Annotated in this window: 20 protein-coding genes; 4 read left to right on the top strand and 16 right to left on the bottom strand. The window is 38.4% G+C overall.

The window, feature by feature from the left end; translation table 11 throughout:
* Positions 1 to 97: 97 nt before the first annotated feature.
* From FTV52_RS09125 to FTV52_RS09115, 3 genes are all read left to right on the top strand, one after another.
* Complete coding sequence (locus FTV52_RS09125) at positions 98 to 796, top strand: exonuclease domain-containing protein (protein WP_026438378.1); 699 nt, start codon at positions 98 to 100, stop codon at positions 794 to 796.
* Between the two features lie 109 nt (positions 797 to 905).
* Positions 906 to 1,622 (top strand): hypothetical protein, encoded by a 717-nt coding sequence (locus FTV52_RS09120; RefSeq protein ID WP_179990663.1) that lies wholly within the window; start codon positions 906 to 908, stop codon positions 1,620 to 1,622.
* 229 nt (positions 1,623 to 1,851) lie between these two features.
* A complete protein-coding gene (locus FTV52_RS09115) occupies positions 1,852 to 2,220 on the top strand; it encodes a hypothetical protein (RefSeq protein WP_371971679.1) in 369 nt (122 codons plus the stop codon).
* A gap of 114 nt (positions 2,221 to 2,334) precedes the next feature.
* Here the strand turns inward: FTV52_RS09115 and FTV52_RS09110 are convergent, their stop codons facing one another.
* Positions 2,335 to 2,553 carry a hypothetical protein gene (locus tag FTV52_RS09110; protein ID WP_004972907.1) on the bottom strand — a complete coding sequence of 73 codons (219 nt, stop codon included), beginning with the start codon at positions 2,551 to 2,553 and terminating at the stop codon, positions 2,335 to 2,337.
* Positions 2,554 to 3,085: 532 nt separating this feature from the next.
* Complete coding sequence (locus FTV52_RS09105) at positions 3,086 to 3,283, bottom strand: hypothetical protein (protein ID WP_004972905.1); 198 nt, start codon at positions 3,281 to 3,283, stop codon at positions 3,086 to 3,088.
* 492 nt (positions 3,284 to 3,775) lie between these two features.
* Here FTV52_RS09105 and FTV52_RS09100 point away from each other — a divergent pair, with 492 nt between their 5' ends.
* The gene (locus FTV52_RS09100) at positions 3,776 to 4,525 is read left to right on the top strand and encodes a Fic family protein (protein WP_179990661.1); all 750 of its coding nucleotides are present in this window, start codon (positions 3,776 to 3,778) and stop codon (positions 4,523 to 4,525) included.
* Between the two features lie 98 nt (positions 4,526 to 4,623).
* On the opposite strand, the gene FTV52_RS09095 is transcribed toward FTV52_RS09100, so the two are convergent.
* The 14 genes from FTV52_RS09095 to FTV52_RS09030 all read right to left on the bottom strand — a co-directional run bounded on the left by FTV52_RS09095 (position 4,624) and on the right by FTV52_RS09030 (position 20,775).
* Positions 4,624 to 6,249 carry an IS66 family transposase gene (locus tag FTV52_RS09095; RefSeq protein WP_179990659.1) on the bottom strand — a complete coding sequence of 542 codons (1,626 nt, stop codon included), beginning with the start codon at positions 6,247 to 6,249 and terminating at the stop codon, positions 4,624 to 4,626.
* A 74-nt stretch (positions 6,250 to 6,323) separates the two neighbouring features.
* Positions 6,324 to 6,659, bottom strand: a complete 336-nt coding sequence (gene tnpB, locus FTV52_RS09090; RefSeq protein WP_000619347.1) for an IS66 family insertion sequence element accessory protein TnpB — start codon at positions 6,657 to 6,659, stop codon at positions 6,324 to 6,326.
* Positions 6,656 to 7,039 carry a transposase gene (locus FTV52_RS09085; RefSeq protein ID WP_019836977.1) on the bottom strand — a complete coding sequence of 128 codons (384 nt, stop codon included), beginning with the start codon at positions 7,037 to 7,039 and terminating at the stop codon, positions 6,656 to 6,658. Before FTV52_RS09085 ends, tnpB begins: the two co-directional genes overlap by 4 nt.
* 203 nt (positions 7,040 to 7,242) lie before the next feature.
* Positions 7,243 to 7,977, bottom strand: a complete 735-nt coding sequence (locus FTV52_RS09080) for an SDR family NAD(P)-dependent oxidoreductase (protein WP_100357471.1) — start codon at positions 7,975 to 7,977, stop codon at positions 7,243 to 7,245.
* Positions 7,961 to 8,404 carry a thioesterase family protein gene (locus FTV52_RS09075; protein WP_157799945.1) on the bottom strand — a complete coding sequence of 148 codons (444 nt, stop codon included), beginning with the start codon at positions 8,402 to 8,404 and terminating at the stop codon, positions 7,961 to 7,963. Before FTV52_RS09075 ends, FTV52_RS09080 begins: the two co-directional genes overlap by 17 nt.
* The gene (locus FTV52_RS09070; RefSeq protein WP_158649859.1) at positions 8,397 to 9,122 is read right to left on the bottom strand and encodes an SDR family NAD(P)-dependent oxidoreductase; all 726 of its coding nucleotides are present in this window, start codon (positions 9,120 to 9,122) and stop codon (positions 8,397 to 8,399) included. The genes FTV52_RS09075 and FTV52_RS09070 overlap by 8 nt, the downstream gene beginning before the upstream one ends.
* Before the next feature lie 56 nt (positions 9,123 to 9,178).
* Entirely contained in the window at positions 9,179 to 10,447 is a 1,269-nt protein-coding gene (locus FTV52_RS09065; RefSeq protein WP_104473350.1) for a DcaP family trimeric outer membrane transporter, read from the bottom strand.
* An 85-nt stretch (positions 10,448 to 10,532) separates the two neighbouring features.
* On the bottom strand, positions 10,533 to 11,897 hold the full coding sequence (locus FTV52_RS09060; protein WP_179990657.1) for an MFS transporter: 1,365 nt from the start codon (positions 11,895 to 11,897) through the stop codon (positions 10,533 to 10,535).
* A 24-nt stretch (positions 11,898 to 11,921) separates the two neighbouring features.
* Positions 11,922 to 13,364, bottom strand: a complete 1,443-nt coding sequence (locus tag FTV52_RS09055) for an NAD-dependent succinate-semialdehyde dehydrogenase (RefSeq protein ID WP_104473351.1) — start codon at positions 13,362 to 13,364, stop codon at positions 11,922 to 11,924.
* A 31-nt stretch (positions 13,365 to 13,395) separates the two neighbouring features.
* A complete protein-coding gene (locus tag FTV52_RS09050) occupies positions 13,396 to 14,781 on the bottom strand; it encodes a sigma-54-dependent Fis family transcriptional regulator (RefSeq protein ID WP_228274519.1) in 1,386 nt (461 codons plus the stop codon).
* Positions 14,782 to 14,824: 43 nt separating this feature from the next.
* On the bottom strand, positions 14,825 to 15,967 hold the full coding sequence (locus FTV52_RS09045; protein WP_154320578.1) for an iron-containing alcohol dehydrogenase family protein: 1,143 nt from the start codon (positions 15,965 to 15,967) through the stop codon (positions 14,825 to 14,827).
* A gap of 12 nt (positions 15,968 to 15,979) precedes the next feature.
* Entirely contained in the window at positions 15,980 to 16,918 is a 939-nt protein-coding gene (locus tag FTV52_RS09040; protein WP_104473353.1) for an alpha/beta hydrolase, read from the bottom strand.
* Positions 16,915 to 18,393, bottom strand: a complete 1,479-nt coding sequence (locus FTV52_RS09035; RefSeq protein ID WP_179990655.1) for an NAD(P)/FAD-dependent oxidoreductase — start codon at positions 18,391 to 18,393, stop codon at positions 16,915 to 16,917. The genes FTV52_RS09040 and FTV52_RS09035 overlap by 4 nt, the downstream gene beginning before the upstream one ends.
* 579 nt (positions 18,394 to 18,972) lie before the next feature.
* Entirely contained in the window at positions 18,973 to 20,775 is a 1,803-nt protein-coding gene (locus tag FTV52_RS09030; protein ID WP_016659432.1) for a DUF262 domain-containing protein, read from the bottom strand.
* Positions 20,776 to 20,839 lie beyond the last annotated feature (64 nt).

Here is a 20,839-nt window from a genome sequence, read left to right as displayed (position 1 = left end):
ACATATACAAGTGCCTATTAAATTTCAATTCAATTTGTCATACGCAGCGGCTAATGTTAGATTGCTTTTTTATTGAATGACGCAAGCGAATCAGGACATGCAGGCAATTATTCTCGACACAGAAACCCATACTTTAAATGGACAACCCATTGAGATTGCCTACGCCCCCATTCAAATTCAAGATGGCAAAATCAGTCTAGATAAAAGTCAAATTTTCGATCAGTTATATCAAGTCGATGAGCCAATTTCATTCGCAGCGATGGCGGTACATCATATTTTAGAATCAGATTTAATTGATCAACCGCATTACAGTAGTTTCGAATTACCTGCCGAAACCACCTATATTATTGGGCATAATATTGATTACGATATTCGCGCTTTAGAAAAATGTGGTGTGGATACTTCTAAAATTAAAGCCATTTGCACTTTAGCACTTGCACGTCGTGTATGGCCGAATGCTGAAGCACACAATATTTCAGCTTTAATTTATATGATTACCAAAGGCAGCGAAAAAGCGCGTGATATGATTAAAAAAGCGCATCGTGCCGATATGGATATTATTTTAACGGCCAATATTTTGATGCACGAAGTTCATCAATTACAAATTCAAAGTATTGAAGAACTCTACACTGCCTCAGAAGAAGCACGTATTCCACAAATTATCAATTTTGGTAAACATCGTGGTACGGCAATTGCTGACCTTCCTGCCGATTATGTGCAATGGTTATTAAGACAAGAAGATTTAGATCCTTACTTACGCAAGGCGCTCGAAAATACCAGTATTTTGACTTTATAAATGTTTCAAGTGAATCTTATTGCATTTACCTGTCATAAATTATTCATATTATTGTAATTTTCAAAGTCTATGCTTTGCCTTAATTTATTGGGGAAATAAATTAAGGCTCATGTTTAATTATCAAAAAACTCAACTCGGTCTAGATGCATTACAACAGCGCACACGTGATTTAAATGCACGTCAACGTCGTTTATTGGTACTGATTGGTACTGAAGATTTTGATTTACTCGGAGATCAGTTCAAGCAACGTCTTGCACCACCTGAATTGATTGAACAGCTATTAGATATGCACCTGATTGCCCCTGCTGCGCTTGAGCAAGACACTTTGCAACACCAAGAGCAAACGGCTGAGATTTTGCTGCAACAAGCGCCAGAGGCATCATCTACCACTTTACACACAGAAATTCATAGCCAACTTGCAAGCAGCACCCCGCAAGCGCATGCTGAAAGTTTGGCAGAACCAATCCACACCCAACATCTTCAAGTAAATTCAGTTCCTGCATATTTAGAAGCACGTGTTGCAGCTGCCATCAATACAGAACAGCCCGCTGAACAACCTGAACCCCAAGCAGAAATACAGCCTGAAATTACCGCTTTGAGTTTTGAAGATGTAAAATTTCTCATGATGGATACTTTGCAGCGTCATTGTGGATTAATGGCAAAACAACTGATTCAGCGAATTTTACAAGCTCAGGATATTCGCAGCTTAAAACTCTGCCAAATGCAATGGATTACCTCTTTGCAAGAAACTCGTTTACCACCGAAAGTACTCAATCAGATTTTGCAGCAAATCAACCACTCTCTGCAAAAGCTTAATCCGACTTAAAGCTTAGATTTTTTTACTTAGTTTTAAGTCTTTTTAACAATTAAAACCATGCTCAGGGACATATGGATTAATTTATTTTTATTACTTTTCAACACCTTAAAAACACATATAAATCCACATCTAAACCTTAGATTCATTATCCCTATAAAAGCTAAGACTTTAGCGGCATAGCCCCGACTCATAAAAATCAGCGATATAGTATTTTCCAGAATTGTTGAGGCACAGGGTCATGATGAATCATGCATTTTTTTTAGCGTTTGATGCTTATGACAATCCAATGCAACTCAGTAAAGTTGGCAATTGGGTGATTACCTTTTTAAGCCCAAAAGATCAGGAAAGCCAAATACAGTTAGCGATTACCAATGTGTTGCCGCGTCAAATTTCAGCACATTTACAACCGCGACGCATAGTGATTCAACAAAGTACAGATGCCCAGCTCTGGCAAATCTTGCAAATTGAATGTTTTGATAGTCAAACCAATCAAGAGTTGAGTTTTCAACCCGATGATGACATTGGGCAAGCGGTCATTCAAAAAATTATTCAAGAGTTTGATAAATACGATGTAAATATCCAACTTGTAGAAGATCAGACGGTTTAAAGCGATATGTTTTACACTTAATGAGCACTTTATTTACGTGTGCTTTAAAAATCCTGCGCACAAAAAAGCTCATCGAAATGAGCTTTTCTAAAAATAAAGTAGTCTCACAAATATTTACTCCAACACACGGAAAATACTATCAGACTCGCGGCTTTCAAACAAAAGTTCGATGCTTGGTAAAATCACTTCACCTTCCACAATAATGTGTTCAATTTTGTGAAATAGTGCCAAACCCGCTGCCAATGAAGTTTCTGGGATATTACGTAGCAATGCTTTTGCTTCGTAAATATGGCTAAACTGGTCTTTAACTTTAATATCGATGATTTGCGTCATTGTTGTTCCCTTTTTCTTGACGGAAATTTTTTATACCATAGCTTATAAATTTTTTAAAAAAGTGAGTTGTTAGATTGTTTGACAATGTAGTATTTTTTTAAACTAAATTTAAATTATCTAATAAATTCAAACACATATTTTTTAAAATTTTATTTACAACTTACAAAACCACAGTAAATTTGCTTGTTTTTCATTCTAGCACAGAAAAAACTCGCATTGCTGCGAGTTTTTTTATGTTGGAAGGCTAGTGCTGATTTTATTGTTTGAACAAGAGTTACAAACTCAACGAGCTGTCATTGATCCGTCCAACTGCATCGTAGCGTCTATTACATTGAATGACCTACTGTAGTTTTAATATAGTGAAACTTATTTTTTGCTGCAATAGCCCACTACATTTCAACACATTCACACAGCAAAATTTCAATTGATTTAATTTTCAGTTACGGCATAATTTTATGCGGTTAAAAGCTCCAGCTTTGCGATTAGCTTCTGCATAACTTGGCGATACTTTCAAATAATAAGAAGTCGACGATTATTCAATTAACTCAATTTCATAATCAACATCTTGCAGCATATCTTTATTGTATAGCTTTACCATTGCTGTTGCTTCAGCATAATCGTAGAACAAACCTTCTGCGACGGCTTTACTGCGAAATTCCGTGGTACCAATTTCATTATCATGCGGAACAAAATATAAGTTTTCTGGAATGAGTTTAACGATATAGCCCACGAAGCTGCCCTCAGATTTTTCAGTTTTAAAATATGTGAGTTTTATATGCTGAAAAACGTGATCAGGCTATGGCAAATAAGATCGAATGTTTATCTTAATTTTTTATATACTTTTCAACTATTTTTTATATTACAGTTCAATGCTTATATACTAATTTGGTGCGCTCAGCGCGCACAAGAAATAGTTTTTATCTCTTTGTTTTATATTAATAAAAAAACAAACTTCCACAGTTTATACCGCAAAAAATACCGTATAAATACTATTCCCTTCTCAAATTAATAATTTGAAATTTAGTGACGTAATTTTGACCTACATAAAATTCAGTATATTGAATCAGTTTGAGATGTCATTCAAATCTTCAATTAGCATTTAAAATGGTATATGGGTGCCAACATCCTTACAACCCAATAAAATCATTACGTTATAACATCATCTTTTTTGTATTTGTATTTTTCATGTATCATTCAAGAGTACAACTTCAGGGGTTAGGATATGTTTGAAAATATTGATGCTTTAAAGAAAAAATTAGATGAGCATCGTCCTCTTTCCCCTGCAATTGTAAAAAATCTACAAGAAGATCTTATTGTTCGTTGGACATATCACTCAAATGCAATCGAAGGCAATACACTTACATTGCTAGAAACCAAAGTTGTTTTAGAAGGCATAACTGTTGGTGGAAAAGCATTACGAGAACATTTCGAGGCAATCAATCATAGAAATGCCATCTACTATGTTGAAGACATTATTCGCAAAGAAGAGCCTTTTTCTGAATGGCAAATTCGAAATATCCATCAGCTCATTCTAAAAAATATTGATGATGAGAATGCAGGTCGCTATCGTCAGCAAAACGTATTAATTTCAGGGGCTACGAATACACCGCCAGACTATACATTGCTAAATGACAAAATGGCTCAATTAGTCGATTGGTACCATTCAGAAGCACATAAACTTCCAGAAGCACATAAACTTCATCCAATTGAACGTGCTGCTAAAGTACATGCAGATTTTGTTGGTATTCATCCATTTATTGATGGTAATGGACGAACATCACGTCTTTTGATGAATCTTGAATTATTAAAAGCTGGTTATCCGCCTTGTGTGATTACAGTAGAAAATCGATTGGCTTACTATGAAGCTTTGGATCAGTGGATGGCATATGGGAAGACCGAAGCTTTTATTCAGTTGGTTTCCAAAGCTGTATTAGAGGGATTTAAACCATATAAGCTTGTTTTAGGGATTTAAGATAAAAGAATAGTTTCTATGCTCTATCAAAAATAGAAATATGGACAAGCCTTTACTTTAGTTAACTGTAAGCGTCCGCTGAATCCCATACCTATTTTTTAATTCGATTTAGGTTTCCAGCAGTGCGGCAGCAATTCTTCAATCTGGGTCACTTTATGTGTCGGCAGCCTTTTCAGCACATCACTTAAATAGGCATACGGATCCAAGCCATTCAGCTTTGCTGACTGGATTAACGTCATGATGTTTGCCGCTCGCTGACCACTGCGCAGCGAACCTGCAAACAGCCAGTTCTTGCGCCCCAACGCCCAGGGACGCATCTGATTCTCGACCCAATTATTGCAAATCGGTAGATTGCCATCATCCAGATAGCGGCTTAAAGCTGGCCAACGCTTCAGAGCGTAATTGATGGCCTTGGCGGTGGGAGAACTCGATGGCACTGTCAGATGATGTTGGTTGAGCCATTCATATAGTTGTTGCATCACTGGTTGACTATGCTGTTGTCGGTATTCGCGGCGGTCTTCCGCTGTACCATCGGTCTTTTTCCTGAGCTCTGCTTCTATCGCATACAGTTTCTGAATCAGCACTAATGCCTGTTCAGCGACCTGACTTTTCCCAGTTACATGCAGTTCATGGAATTTACGACGTGCATGGGCCATGCAGCCCACCTCTATGACCTGGCCTGATTTAAAACGTGCTTTATAACCACTGTAATCATCACAGACTAGATAGCCCTGCCAGCCTTTCAAGAACTCTTCAGCATGCTGGCCTGAACGACTATCCTGAAAGTCATAGATCACCGCCTGAACTGGATTGTACTGTGTGGTGGCATAGGCCCAGACATAACCTTTCTTCGGTTTTTTATTATTCTCACCCATCCGCATGATGGTGACCGGTGTTTCATCTGCATGCAGCACCCGCTGTTGCAGCACCACCTCTTTTAAGGCATTGGCCAGAGGTTCCAGTTCTACACCGCAGCGACCTATCCAGTCAGATAAAGTTGATCTAGAAAGTTCGATTCCCGCCCGCTGATAGATCAGACGTTGACGGTACAGCGGCAAATGATCGGCATACTTCGATACCAGCACATGGCTGAGCAATTCAGGTGAAGCAATGCCTTTATCAATCACATAGGCGGGCATCGCTTGCTGAGTCAGAGTGTCACACTGATCACAGACCCATTTACCACGCACATGCTGTTCCTTATAGAACTGTGCCGGTCTGAAATGCAGTTTTTCACTGACATCTTCGCCGATACGACGGAGTTGGCAGCCACAAGCACATTGGGTTGATGCAGGTTCATGCTCAATACGGATGGTGTGTAGATGATCTGGCAGTGGTCGACGTTTAGGTTTATTGGTTTTGGCGTTGTGTGTCACTGCATCGGTTTTATCTGCATTTAGCCGTTCCAGTTCTAGATCAACCGCGGCAATATCTTCTTCAACCGCTTCATCCCACAGGTGGATTTGTTTTGCAGTGAGATGTTCGTTTTTACTGCCGAATTTGTGCTGTTTAAATAGTGCGAGTTCATGCTCGTATTTTTGATTGAGAATAGAAAGATGTTGAACTTTAGAATCTAATTGCTGATTGGTGACTTCAAGATGTTGAACTCTGGCATCTAATTGCTGGTTTGATTGTGCTAGAGACTGATGCTGCATCGCCAACTGTCTGGTGAATTCCAGCAGTTGTTCATGGGTCAGTTGGCTTAAGTCAGGCAGCGTATTCATGACCGCAGTATGCCTGAGGTCATGAAGAGAATGAAATAGAACGTTTGGAGGATGGCAGAATGGTCGAGCTTGGTTTAGAGCATATTCACCACTTGCTGCAATCCAATTCTCTGCCAGGGCAAACCTTGGATTAATGCCTGTAACTGTTCCGGGCTGAGGGCCACGGTTTCACCTTGGTGAACTTGAGCCCAGTGAAATTTACCCTGTTCCAAACGCCGGGCACACAGCCAGATGCCCAGTCCATCATGTACCAACACTTTCATACGATGACCACGTTTATTACAGAACAGGTAGGCGCAATGCGGTTTGATGTAGCCAAAGGCTCTCACCACCTGAGCCATGACAGTATCCATTCCTGCTCGCATATCCATGGGCTGGGTAGAGAGCCAAATTTCATTGATACGGATCATGTTGCCAGTGCCTTGAGTAATTCTGCCAAGGCAGGTATTTCTGATGTCTGCCATTTTAGCTGAATATCATTATTCGTATGAGGCACGGTGATACACAACGTGATCCTCTCATCAATAGGTTGGCTGATTGCAGCAGTGTAAGGCAAAGCAATAAATGCAGGATTCACATGAGTAGGATCCTGCACGGCACCATCATGATGGCTGAAGATCCTGATCCAACGACTGACAAGGTTGGCATTAATACTATGTTGCAGTGCGACCGAAGCGATCGAGGTATTAGGATTTTTACAGGCATTGACAATACTGAGTTTGAATTCTTTGCTGTATGTTCTGCGTTTTTTAGCAACAGGAGGTGTTGCTGAATATATATCCATGTTCATGGATTAAGTCCCCACTTGTTTTTAGGTGGGAACTAAATTAAGGCTTATAGGATCGCTTGGTAAGGCTGTGTTAGCCGGATGCTTACAGTTAACTCAAATTATTTTTTGATAAATCAGCAACCAAAGTGCATGCTGATTCTTTGGGTTTAAATCTATTTGGATAGATACCGTCTAAATCAGCATCGTATAAGATTTTGATATTTCTATTGAATAGAGTAACCGCCATCAATTACATACTGTGAACCTGTAATAAATTTAGCCTCATCTGAAAATAAGAAACTTACCAAAGCTGCGACCTCTTCCGCCTTACCTAAACGGCCTATAGGGTGTTTTTTTACCAATGTTTCATGATCAATATGATCAATTAACGGTGTTAGGATATATCCTGGATGGACAGAGTTGATTCGTATATTTTGATCCGCATAATCTAGTGCAACTGCTTTACTCATGCCTGTGACCGCATGTTTGCTTGTCACATACGGTGCACGATTTTTAGTTGCAATTAGTCCTAACATCGAAGACATATTCACAATTGCACCGCCATCATTTTTCAGCATCAATGGAATTTGGTAATGCATACAGTAATACAGGCTATTGACATTAATATCCATGACTCTATGCCATTCCTCAATTGCAATATCTGCAACAGGATTAGCATCAGTAGTGACACCAGCATTGTTTAAAGCTAAGTCTAAACGTCCGAAATTATGCTCGATCTCTTGTAATACATACTGAATAAAAAGATGATCTGCAACATCACCTGTATAAATTAATACTGAAGTCAACATAGATAACTCTTTTTCAAGCCTCTCTAATTGAACTACGTTTAAATCTACAAGGCACAATCGACAACCTTCATGAGCAAGACGTATAGCTACCTCACGACCAATACCTGATGCAGCGCCAGTAATCATAGCAACTTTATTCTGCTTGTTCATTGAGTCCCCCATAAGGAAATTGAATCATATATGCCTGTATACTTTCTTTGATCTGAATTGGTATCGGTTGTTTCGAAAAATTTTTCTGATCCACAATCACGATTACACTGTTTCCAACTGCAATCACTTTTTGCTGTGCCTCACTATATATTTCATAGCACATACTAAAACTTGTATTGCCAACATGCGTAACATAGGACCGTGTAACTAACTGATCAGGATATAAAACAGGTGCTTTATATTCACATTCATTTTTCAAAATGACGCTATACAAAGATTCTTTAAAAAACTGGAATTGATCCAAAAAATCAATCCGAGCATCTTCCATATAACGAAAATAATGTACATTATTTAGGTGACCAAATAAGTCCATTTCTCCCCATGAAATTGGACGAGTAACTTGAGAAAACTTCACCTGATTATTCACGATATAGGCCACCATTTACATGGATGTTTTCACCTGTAATGTAAGATGCACCTGAACTACATAAAAATTTAATGACCTGTGCAATTTCTTCTGGCTGACCCAAACGTTTTAGTGGCGTGCTGTTAATCATCGCATTACGTTTTTCATCACTCATACCTTGCATCATCGCAGTATCAATTAAACCTGGAGAAATCGTGTTAATGCGGGTTTTCGGTGCCAGTTCAATCGCCAAACTTTTCGTCAATGCAAGTACACCGCCTTTTGCTGTAGCATAAGCGGTATGTGCAATACTCCCCTGATGCCCAGCGATAGAAGACATATTAACGATGGCACTCTGCTCTGCCAAAAGTGGTAAGAAGCTTTTAATTAAATAATAGTTAGCATTTAAATTAATACTGATTTGACGATTCCATTCTTCGTAGCTTAAATCTTCAAGTTCAATATGTTGATATAGACCAGCTGCATGAATCAGAAAATCGACTGTTTTAAATCGTGCTTCTACTTCACCTTTTACTTGATCAATGGCATCTGAACATGAAAGATCACATTTAAAATATGTATATGGACTTTTTAAAGTAGATAAAAATTTTGAATCTTCCCCAACAACATCCATCAAAATGAAGTTCACATTGTGTTCGTCAAAAGCTTTTATCGTCGCTTTAGCAATTCCACCTAGTGCACCTGTCATCACTACAGTTTTTTGTGTTAATCCATTCATATTGAAGTCCTTAAAAACTGAAGGGTGCATTACACCCTTCATATATCTATCCAATTTTAGAATTTGTATGCCGTGACAAAGTTTAAACGGGATACATCAAACTCTTTACCATCAAACTGTTCACGTTTGCCTTGATGATATTCAAGACCGACGTCCACGCTTGGAACTGGTGTATAGAAAAGGTTAGCAGCTAAATCTGACACACGCTTATTGGCTGCCGTATTGTTTTTGGCATAAGCAGTTGAATCATCAAAATCTAATAAAGAAGCAACTAAGTTAGTTCGCCACTGATCTGACAGTTTGTGTGAATAACCTAAAACATAAGTATTCACTTTATTTTGATCCAAATCGTTTTGGTTTGCATTAACACTAAAGTCACCCTTGCTTGGGTAACCATTTAATATTCCTGCATTTTGTGCTGTATAAGAAACGAATTTTTCATCACCTTCAACATGATAAAAATGACCTTGAATCGAGCTCTGGTCAGTCGGTTTAAATTTTAGACCTGCACCTATACCCCACGCTAATTTATCCAGATCTTTCTCATCACCGTTCACTGTAACCGTTGCACGCTTTTCATGGACAAAACCTTGTGCCACAGCAGTCACATTACTTTGGTTAAACACATATTTTGCAGTCAAAGCAGGAAGCTCGGATGAGCGAGAATCAACATATTCCGCAGCAATTTTTAAATTATGTTGGGGTGCTAAATTAAAGTTATAACGAACTTGCGGTGTACGTGTCCATGAATACCCCATAAACAAGGTGTAATCGACACTCTCAGTATTGGTTTCAATATTTGCCATACCTGAAGACGTTTGACCTAAAAGCCAATTATTAAAATCAACATAGGCATGACGAATACGTAATTTACCATTGCCCTCAGCGCCATCCCAAAAGTCCATTTCAATTTTGGCTTTGACATCTGTATCTTTTACCACTTTAGAGATATCCATACCTAAACGTGTGGCAGTCAATGTCACAGCTGAACGGTTACCTGCTGACGATTTGTTCACATCAGGCGTTTGGTTTTGTACAAATTGATTTGAGGCTGTATCTTTAAAATCAACAGCACCATCCATACGCACAATCCCATAAAATTTAAGATTGGTATCACTCAGCGTGATTGATGGTTGCTTCGTGAATTGGGTGGCAATTTGTGTATTTTTTGCTTCGGCTGCTTTAGCATCAGCAGCTCTCAATTCTTTAAGCTGATTCAGTTCAGTCTCAAGCGCTGCAATTCGGTTTTCCATAGTGTTAGCGAAAGCACTGCTACTGGCTACACATGCAATAGATAGAACAATTGTTTTTAATTTGAATTTCATTGTGAAGTCCTTTTTTAAACGCGAGTTTCCTGATTCCACTCAAGAAGTATGAGTGGAATGGTCTAAGTCATTTAGATGTGATGTATTAAGAAAATTTCTTTTGGTCTTCGTGGTCTACTTCATGCAGTGAACGGCCACGTGTTTCTTTAAGCATAAAAATTGCAAATACAGACAGTGCAATCACTGACATAATGTAAATTGTAATCGGTGTCGTGCTGTCATAAGCTTTCCATAACATCGTTGCAATCATCGGCGCAATAGAACCTGCCAAAATTGCACTGATTTGGTAGCAAAATGAAGAACCTGAATAACGCATACGTGTCGGGAAAATTTCAGCCAGTACAGCGCCTTGACCTGCATAGCACATTGCTTGGAAATATAAACCTACGCACATAGATAACAATACAATGTAGAACTGAGCCGTATCTAAACCGACGAAATAGAATGGCAACCACACAACTAAACCAGCATAACCAATATACATAGTTAATTTACGGCCAATCTTGTCAGATAAATAACCTGAGAAAATCATCGCAAAGAACTGGAATGCATTTGCACACAATAAAAGTAATAAGATTGTAGTGTATTCAAATTTCAATTGAATAGACATATAAGCAATTGAAAATACAACAATAATATAATACGTAGAGTTTTCACCTACACGCATTAACATACCAAATAATGCTTGTTTCGGATATTGAACTAGCACTTCTTTTAGGCCAGCAGCAGCTTTTTGGTTCTCTTCTTGACGCTTAATCTGCTCTTTGAAAACATCTGACTCTTCTACATTTTTACGAATATAGTAGCCAATGAATACGATAATCGCAGACAACCAGAATGCAATACGCCAGCCCCAAGATAAGAAATCTTCTGGAACTAAAGAGAAAGAGAGTCCTAATAAAACGAGACTTGCCAAGACGTTACCCGCACATGCAGCCGCTTGAGGAAAGCTCGTCCAAAAACCACGTTGGTTTTCAGGACTATGCTCGCCTACCAACAACATTGCACCGCCCCATTCACCGCCTACAGCAAAGCCTTGGATAAAACGAAGTAATACTAAAATTGCGGGTGCTGCATAGCCAATACTTTCGTACGATGGAATACATCCCATCAAGAATGTTGCAACCCCAACCATAATTAGACTGATCTGCAAAAGCTTTTTACGGCCGTATATATCACCATAATGTCCAAAGACTAAACCACCTAATGGACGTGCAATAAAACCAACTGCATAGGTCGCGAAGGCCGCAATGATACCCATCAATAGACTACCATCCCCCATTGCAGGGAAAAATAGCTTAGAAAATACTAAAGTACTTGCAATACCATAAATAAAAAACTCATACCACTCTGCAATAGTTCCTGCCATTGCTGCGCCAACTACTTTCTTAATTGACGATTTTTCTGCGGGCACATCAACTGCCCCAACATTATTTTCTACAGCTTCCATGTGAACTTCCTTTTAATCCTTAACTTAATTAATGTTGCCTAAACATACATATTTAATTTCTAAATATTCATCCATACCGTATTTAGAGCCTTCACGGCCAATTCCTGATGATTTCACTCCTCCAAAAGGCGCAGCAGCATTAGAAATAAGACCGGTATTTACTCCCACCATGCCGTACTCTAAACCACGCGAAACACGTATAAATTGATTAATATCTTGAGTAAAAACATAAGATGCCAAACCGAACTCAGTGTCATTTGACATTGCAATTGCATCTTGTTCTTGTTCAAATTTAAAAATAGGTGCAAATGGACCAAATGTTTCTTCTTTAGCGCAAAGCATGTCTTGTGTCACATCTTTAACTAAGGTCGGAATACACCAGTTACCATCAGTATTTTCAGTCTGACCAGTAACCAAGCTTGCCCCTTTAGACAAAGCATCCTTTATATGCTCTTCAACTTTTTGAATGGCTTTACGATTAATGAGAGGCCCAATATCTGTATCAGCATCTAGACCATTCCCGACTTTCAGTGCATCTACTTTAACTTTCAGTTTGGCAACGAATTCATCATAGATGGCACTTTGTACATAAATACGGTTAGCACAAACACAGGTTTGTCCTGCATTACGGAATTTTGTATCCATTACCCCTTGTACAGCTTGGTCTAAGTTGGCGCTGTTAAAGACTAATACAGGTGCATTACCACCAAGCTCCAGTGAAAGTTTTTTCACTGTGGGTGCACTTTGCGCCATCAGTTTGGCCCCAATTTCAGTCGAACCTGTAAAACTGAGTTTTTTAACAATTGGGCTTTCAGTAAAAATCTTGCCAATCTTGGTCGATGAACCTGTAATGACATTAAATACACCAGCAGGAATGCCAGCATTTTCAGCCAGTTTTGCAATTGCCAAAGCAGTTAAAGGTGTTTCAGATGCTGGCTTAACTAAAATTGTGCAGCCTGCTGCCAATGCAGGAGCAACCTTGCGGGTGATCATTGCTGCTGGGAAATTCCAAGGCGTGATTGCGGCACAAACACCAATTGCTTCTTTAAAGACTAAAATTTCACTTGAAGGAACAGTTGGAATAATGTCGCCATAACTACGTTTAGCCTCTTCACTAAACCATTCTACATAGCTGGCAGCATAAGCGATTTCACCCTTTGCTTCTCTTAAAGGTTTGCCTTGTTCTACCGTCATAATTGCAGCAAGTTCGTCCTGATGTTGCATCAGCAAATCAAACCAGTTTCTTAGTAAACGACTACGCTCATTCGGCGCCACATTTTTCCAAGATTTTTGTGCAATTTCAGCATCCGTTAAAGCTTGCAATACAACTTCATCTGACAATACAGGGACTTCTGTAATCACAGAATTATCCAGTGGATTTTTAACTTCTAAAGTTTCTTCAGAGCTGATCCACACTCCATTGACCCAGCATTTATTTTCAAATACTGACAAACGGGTGATATCCATATAGTAAGTTTCCTAAATCAATTTTTAACTGTTACTGTTTAAATCGTGCGATTTTCTTAACGAGTGTCGATTGCTCAACCCCGAGGGCTTCAGCTGTTGCACGTGTAGAGCCATGAATATTTAAGGCATTCAGGATCAAATCACGTTCAAAAGCGAGCACTTTATCTTTCAAATTCAGTTCTGCTGTTTCAGCATTAACTTCATGCCGTAGATAATCAGGTAAGTCATGTATGGTGATTTCCGTGTGCATAGTGCTGACCATCAAACGCTCAAGCACGTTTACCAACTGACGAATATTTCCAGGCCATTTATACTGTGATAAGGACTCAATAACTTCTGGACTAAACTGCTTATCCAGAGCATATTTTTCATTAAAACTTTTCTGATATTGCTGAACCAAAGGTAAGATTTCAGAGCTGCGCGCTCTTAATGGTGGCAGTTCTAGTTCCACTACATTAATGCGGTAAAATAAGTCTTCTCGGAATTCACCGTTTGATACCATTTCTTCTAAATTGCGGTGCGTAGCAGACATAATTCGAATATCTACTTCTTTAAACTCAGTTGCACCAACTGGTAAAAAACGATTTTCCTCAATAACTTTTAACAGCTTTACTTGCATGCTTAATGGTAAGTCACCAATTTCATCGAGAAACAATGTTCCTTGATGAGCAATTTCAAGCAGCCCTTTTTTGCCTTTAGTGGCTGCACCTGTAAAAGCACCTGACACATAACCAAACAATTCAATTTCCAGGAGATTGTCTGGGATACCCGAACAGTTAAGTTCCAAAAATGCATATTCTGCACGTGGACTAATGCTGTGAATGTAACGTGCCAGCTTACTTTTACCTGTACCTGTTTCACCACGAAGTAAAACTTTGCTATTAAACTTCGCAACATTGGTCGCTAAATCGAAAAGCTTTTGTGTTTCACGGGAAATAATCAAATCATTAGAAGCACAGGAAATTTTATACTGTGACTGACTACGGAATAAATTTTCCAATTGCTCCTGTGCATGTTTGGCACGCAACAACTCGGTAATATCTCGCACACTTGTCACGACACAAATCAGCTGTTTTTTTTCATCAAATACTGGGCTACCTGTAACCAAAATCTTCTGCGTACCATTGATGGTTTGCACAAGTGTCACGACTTCCTGACGCTTTAACACCTCAAGAGATGCAGAATTCGACAGATAGCCCAGTTTGACTAAATCACCCATATAACGACCAATCAGAATATTTCTGTTCAGTCCTGTAATGCGTTGATATGCGCTATTCACAGCAATGGTGATTGCATTTGCATCAGTGATATAAATACCATCTTGAATAGCATCAATAATTGAACGGATTGGCTCTACATCAAATATAGAATGGCCATCTTGAGCTTGAAGCGTGAAATGTCCCTTACTCGTTTTCATGAAAGAAATAACTTCATCTATACTCATGTCTTCACCTACCCGATCAATATGCTTCAAAATAAATTGCTTCAATATCCGTAATGGAAAGTTGACGTGGATTATTTTTCAGTAAACGCTCTACTTTGATTGCTTCTGCTGCTAGTGCAGGAATGTCACTCTCATGAATACCAAAAGAGCGTAAACCTGCTGGGATATTGAGCTGCTCAGAAAACTTATGTAAAAACTCCACCAAGCTTTCAGCATTTTCCTGATGATTTTGCCCTTTATTCAGCTTCAAAATCGTGGCGATATGACTCAGACGTTCAGCACAGCCAATCACGTTCCATTTCAAGACATGCGGTAGCATTAAGGCATTACTGACACCATGCGGCATTTTGTATTTACCCCCTAGCGGATAAGCCAAGGCATGTACAGCTCCCACACCTGCGTTACCAAAAGCCAAACCTGCCATTAAACTTGCGGTCGCCATTTTTTCACGAGCAACAAGGTTATTGGGCAAGGCATAGGCTTGCGGTAAGTACTCCACAATAAGTTCAATGGCCTGTACAGCTAACGCATCCGTAATATCAGAGTGATTTACCGAAATATAGGCCTCAAGCGCATGCACTAAAGCATCTACACCACTGGCAGCGGTTACAGAAGCTGGACAACTCACTGACATTATTGGTGATACAATTGCAACATCAGGTAGCAGAAAATCACTGACAATACCTTGTTTCATTTGGTTTGCAGTGTCAGATAAAATCGCAATATTCGTGACTTCTGACCCTGTACCTGAAGTCGTAGGAATAACAATCAAAGGAATATCACGACCTTTGATCTTATCTGTACCAACGAATTCAAGAATGTCACCCACTTGACCCGCTAGAGCAGCGACACACTTAGCAATATCCAAGGCACTCCCACCGCCTACCGCCAATACTGCATCACATTGCTGAGCATGGTAGACATCAATACATTCTTGTACTTGCTCTAATTCAGGCTCTGGTTTAACTGCATCAAAAATTGAATATTCAACAGTGAGTAAATCTAGGACATACTGAATCGTGCCCGACTTCACTACGCCCTGATCCGTCACAATTAAAGGCTTCTGAACTTTAAATTGCTCAATCGCTTGTACTAAATATTGCAAGGCTGATTGACCAGTGATTAATTTATTTGCACTTTTAAAAGTAGAAAAACTCATTCACGTTCCTGTTTAAATTTTGCTTGCGATATATTTACCAATTTGGACTAAATATTGCTCTGCAACTGGCAACTTCCCTGCCAGTGTGAAAATCCCGTGCATCAAGCCTTTTAAGTGGTGATATTCCACATTTAGTCCACTCTGAATAGCTTTCTGTAAATACAGTAAAGCCTCATCACACAAAGGATCGTGCTCAAGCGTTAATAAGAAAATGTCGCCATTTTTAGCATCAAATGGCTGTTTCAATAGAGATATAGCATCTCGGTCTTGTCCTTCAGCAAACAATTGCGCAAAGAACCAATGCATCGTACTTTCTACAAGTGGTAGACCATCTTGATAGCGTTGATAGCTGTTTAATTCGGGGAAATGTCCAATGACTGGATACAGCAACACTTGGGCTTTTAATTCGACACCATAGTTTTGGTAAAAATTTTGACCTAAATGTGCTGCTAAATTTGCACCTGCACTGTCACCTGCAAAGACCATGCGTCTTATATCCACATTTAAATCATCCGCATGCGCCATGATGTACTGCAAAGCACGCTGACAATCTTCAAATGGTATTGGAAACTTTGCTTCCGGCGACAAGCGATAATCCACAGCAATAACTCTGACATTTGCTATTGCTGAGATTTTTCGACAGATCGAATCATGTGTATTTAAGTTACCAATAACCCAACCACCACCATGAATAAACAACACTGTTGGACGTTTCTCAGCCTGTTCTATATTCGTGTCATAAACACGTAAATTAACAGGTTGTTCAGAAACTAGAGCAAAGATGTCTTGGCTTTGAATATGCTCTAAACCCTGCATGGCAGCCAAAGCACAATTGCCTTCATAAGTTGTTCTTAAAGCTGGGATCTCGCCCATTTTCTCAAATGATTTACCACCATTGGCAATAAAGGCGTCGATTATGGGCTGAGCCTCTGGATGCAGTACCAGACTCATACTGGCTCACCGTGAGCTGTAACTACATGTACCACATAATCTTCAGCATTAAACTGCGTATAGTTACGGTAAGACTCTACATTCAGTGGCCAGTTATTAATGACTTTACCTGCGGCATTTTTATACCAGCTTGAGCAATCAGAAGCAAAAGCTGAACTCGCCATCTTCACTTGAATATCGTCATTATAGGCAGTGAAAATTGGTGCTTTAACATCTAAAGAGACTTGGTTCTGTAAGATGTATTTCGTCGCATCAACAATATACTGATGCTGAATTTCAAGCATAGTCACAATCGAGTTATGGTTTAAGTTAGTGTTTGGACCATAAACGATAAACATGTTATTGAATGCAGGAACAGTTAAACCCAAATAGGCTTCTGCTCCCTCTGCCCATACTTCTGATAACGGTGTTGATTGCTGACCAATAATATCTAAATCACCATTGAAATTTTGGCTGGCAAAACCTGTACCATAAATAATTACATCCGCCTCAATAACTTCACCAGTAGTTGTAATTACGGCATTTTCTGTAATTTCAGCCACACCATCTGTTACCAAAGATACGTTTTCACGATTTAAAGCTGGGTAATAATCATCGGTACGTAAAATACGCTTACAGCCAAATTCATAATCAGGTGTGAGTTTTTGACGAAGGTCAGGGTCATCAATATTTTTTTCTAAGAACTCGAGAGCAATACGCATGCCTTCTTTTTGTGAATCAGATCCATGCTGTGTGCGGTTAAAACCATCTTCACGCATTTGATGAATATGATTACGACTGGCAAAGAATGTTTCTGGATTTGCTTCAAACTCATCTAACTCTTCAGCGCTAAAGATTTGTTGATCACGCGGCATGATCCAGTTAGCGCTACGTTGGAACACTGTTAATTGCGCTGCTACTTTTGCAACTTCAGGAATATACTGAACAGCACTTGCAGCATTTCCGATACTAATTACTTTTTTTCCAGCCAGTTCAACAGAATAGTCCCATTCGGCTGAATGGAAAGCAGCACCTTTAAAGCATTCTGCTCCTTTAAATTTAGGTATAACTGCTTTATTCAATTGACCCCAAGCAGGTACAAAGACTTTGGCTTTCACAGGTGCTGAGTTTTTAATTTCTAAATCCCAAAGCTGTTCTGCATCATTCCATACCGCCTTTGTAATTTCAGAATCGTACTGAATATGAGAATCAAGCTCAAAATGCTGTGCTAGTCGTTGTAAATAATTCAGTAACTCTTGTTGTCCTGCATACATGCGGCTAACACGAAGGTTAGGAAAATAATCAAAGCAATAAATATGTGACTGTGTATCACAAGCTGCGCCAGGATAAATATTGTCGCGCCAAACACCACCTAAAGCCGATGCTTTCTCAAAAATTCGAAAGTTTGTTATGTTATTTCTTTTCAATTGGGCTGCCATTCCCAGACCACCATAACCTGAACCCAAAATTGCTACATCAATAACTTTACTGTTCACTTGTTAATCCTTTACCAAATTTCCAAAAATAATGAAAAAAATCATCACACCAAATAAGTTACAATAATCATGCCAATATAAAGAAAATAAGCATCCATTTGTTTTTTAATATATTTTAAAAAAACAACTTTAGATAAACGATGAATACTTTCTCATTATTTAGTTTTTTCGATGAAAAAATTACTCTAACATTTAATATTCAATAATTATTATTTTTTTACACGAAATATTTTGTGAATTTTTTCTTAGACTTTGGTCGAAAGTGAAATTTATAGGTATATTTAATTTGAAGAATAGTCAAAGTGTCTTAGCTATAATTTTCAATAAAGTGAAGTGATTGCACCTAAAATAAAGGCTTTTGAGCAAATAAATATTTATATTCTAATTTTTGATGAATTTATTCTTATTAATAAAGTTTTATGTTTTTTGGAGATGGTGACAAAACAACTCATATTGAAAATTTAATTTAAACATGAAGTTAAAACAATATTACCCACTATCTATTACCCATATTTACCCATCAACCTCAGAAAGAGAATAGGCTGTGCATGAAGCACAGCCTGTAACCATCTATAAGAATTATAGACCTTTATAGAATTCCTTAATTTTTTGTGCCATGAGCTTACGACGCTCATTCAAAAATTCAGTATATTGATCAGCATCTAACTGGTTTAAATTACTTGGTATGCAATGAGTCTGTAAATTCAGGTCTAAACCTTCAATACTTTTCAGAGAAGTTATTTCATTCTTATCCAACTTAATATCATTTTGGATTTTTTCCATATACACTTTTGGAGAAGCGTTTCCTAGTTTAATATTGATTGCTTGCTCTGTATAAACATAATTAGCTACTTGATTATATTCACTTTTCTTAAACCCATTTTTAGCTAAATAGTCTTTTGGAAAAACGTGATGTACATCCCCTCTTTGCTCTATTAAGCTTCGTACAGTTAAACTACCAGACAGGAAGGATTGCTCATTTGATTTGCATTGTGCTGCTAGATAACACAAGTATGCATTATTAACAGTACTTGAAGAATCCAGCTCATTTACCAAACGGTAATTCCAGAACCCATCATCTAAATCTGCTTGCTCGATTTGAGCTAAGTATCCTTCAATACCTTTTTCTAAGATTTGTTTACTATCACGCTCAATCGCTGATTCTGAAGATCCAGAATAACGCCCTGTCAGTAATGAAACCACATACCAGCGTTTTACAAGATTTTGAATTTGTGGCTCAGGCATTTTTGATGCTCTAAGCTGCAAATAAAGCGCATAAGCAAAATTCAAGCTAGTCTTTGAGCTAATAAGTTTTTTGTCAATAAATCCCGCTGATTGGATGATCGTTAGAAAACGTTGGTAATTTGTCTGGTTGAAGAAGTCTTCTAAACCTTGACGTAACTTGTGATAACTTTCTTCAGCAATACTTTGTATATTACGTCTATTTTCAAAATCGCGGCCAGAAAGTAACGCCACAAGATCACTAAATTTTCCACGATTAAATTGGCACGTGTATGCCACACGTAAAACATCTATATAGTTAGGTTGATACAAATCATCTTTGATATCAGCTATCCAACTAATTTTTTTATAGTCCTCCGTATCTGCAAAATTTTTATCATTTTGTTTAATGATTTTATTAAAACTACCATCTTTCAAAAGATGGCAAAAGTAATCAATCATTTTACGTAATCGATTTCCACCAAATTGCTCATCTGATGCAATCTTTGACATAACAAAGTCTGCATTACTGAGTACTACACCCTTTTGATTGATTCGTATAAAAATTTCAGTAACCGTGTCGATATCCAGAGATGAATCTAGTTCAATGATACCAATCTGACGATTTTTGATTGCTTTTAACTGCTCAAGCTTATCTTCAATGAAATCTTCATTTGCATCTGGATTCAATCCCATATATGCACGTCTAGCCTGAGATATTGAAATATCCCCATTTAAAATTGGGGCGATATTATTGACCCAGATTGGATTACGCTCGATAGCTGTGTTACATACTTCAAATAAGGGCTCATCATCTTTAGCAGTTGGGTTATACGCTATTCGAATATTAGTTTCTTTATAGTCCTTATCTAACACCAACTGCCCAACAACAGCAGCAGTCAATGCAGTAATACGTTGCTGTCCATCAATAAGTACCTTTTTTCCTGCGGATAAGGTTCCATCTTTAAGACGAATATCCGGGTTACGCCATGTGATGATATAGCCGACAGGATAACCTTTATATAGCGAATCCATTAGATCCCGCACTTTACTACTCGACCAAACGAAAGGTCGCTGGATTTCAGGAATTGCGATTTCACCTGATTTTATCCAAGAGAGTAATGTATCAATTGGATGCTGATGTACTGAATATTTCGCCATTAAGACGCCCCTCAAAATAACTAAAACATACAAAATAAAAGGTCATTGGGTACTGATACCCAAT

Origin of the sequence: Acinetobacter sp. YH1901141 (assembly GCF_013416935.1) — a bacterium.
GTDB lineage: Bacteria > Pseudomonadota > Gammaproteobacteria > Pseudomonadales > Moraxellaceae > Acinetobacter > Acinetobacter towneri.
This window is presented reverse-complemented; position numbering and strand designations above follow the sequence as displayed.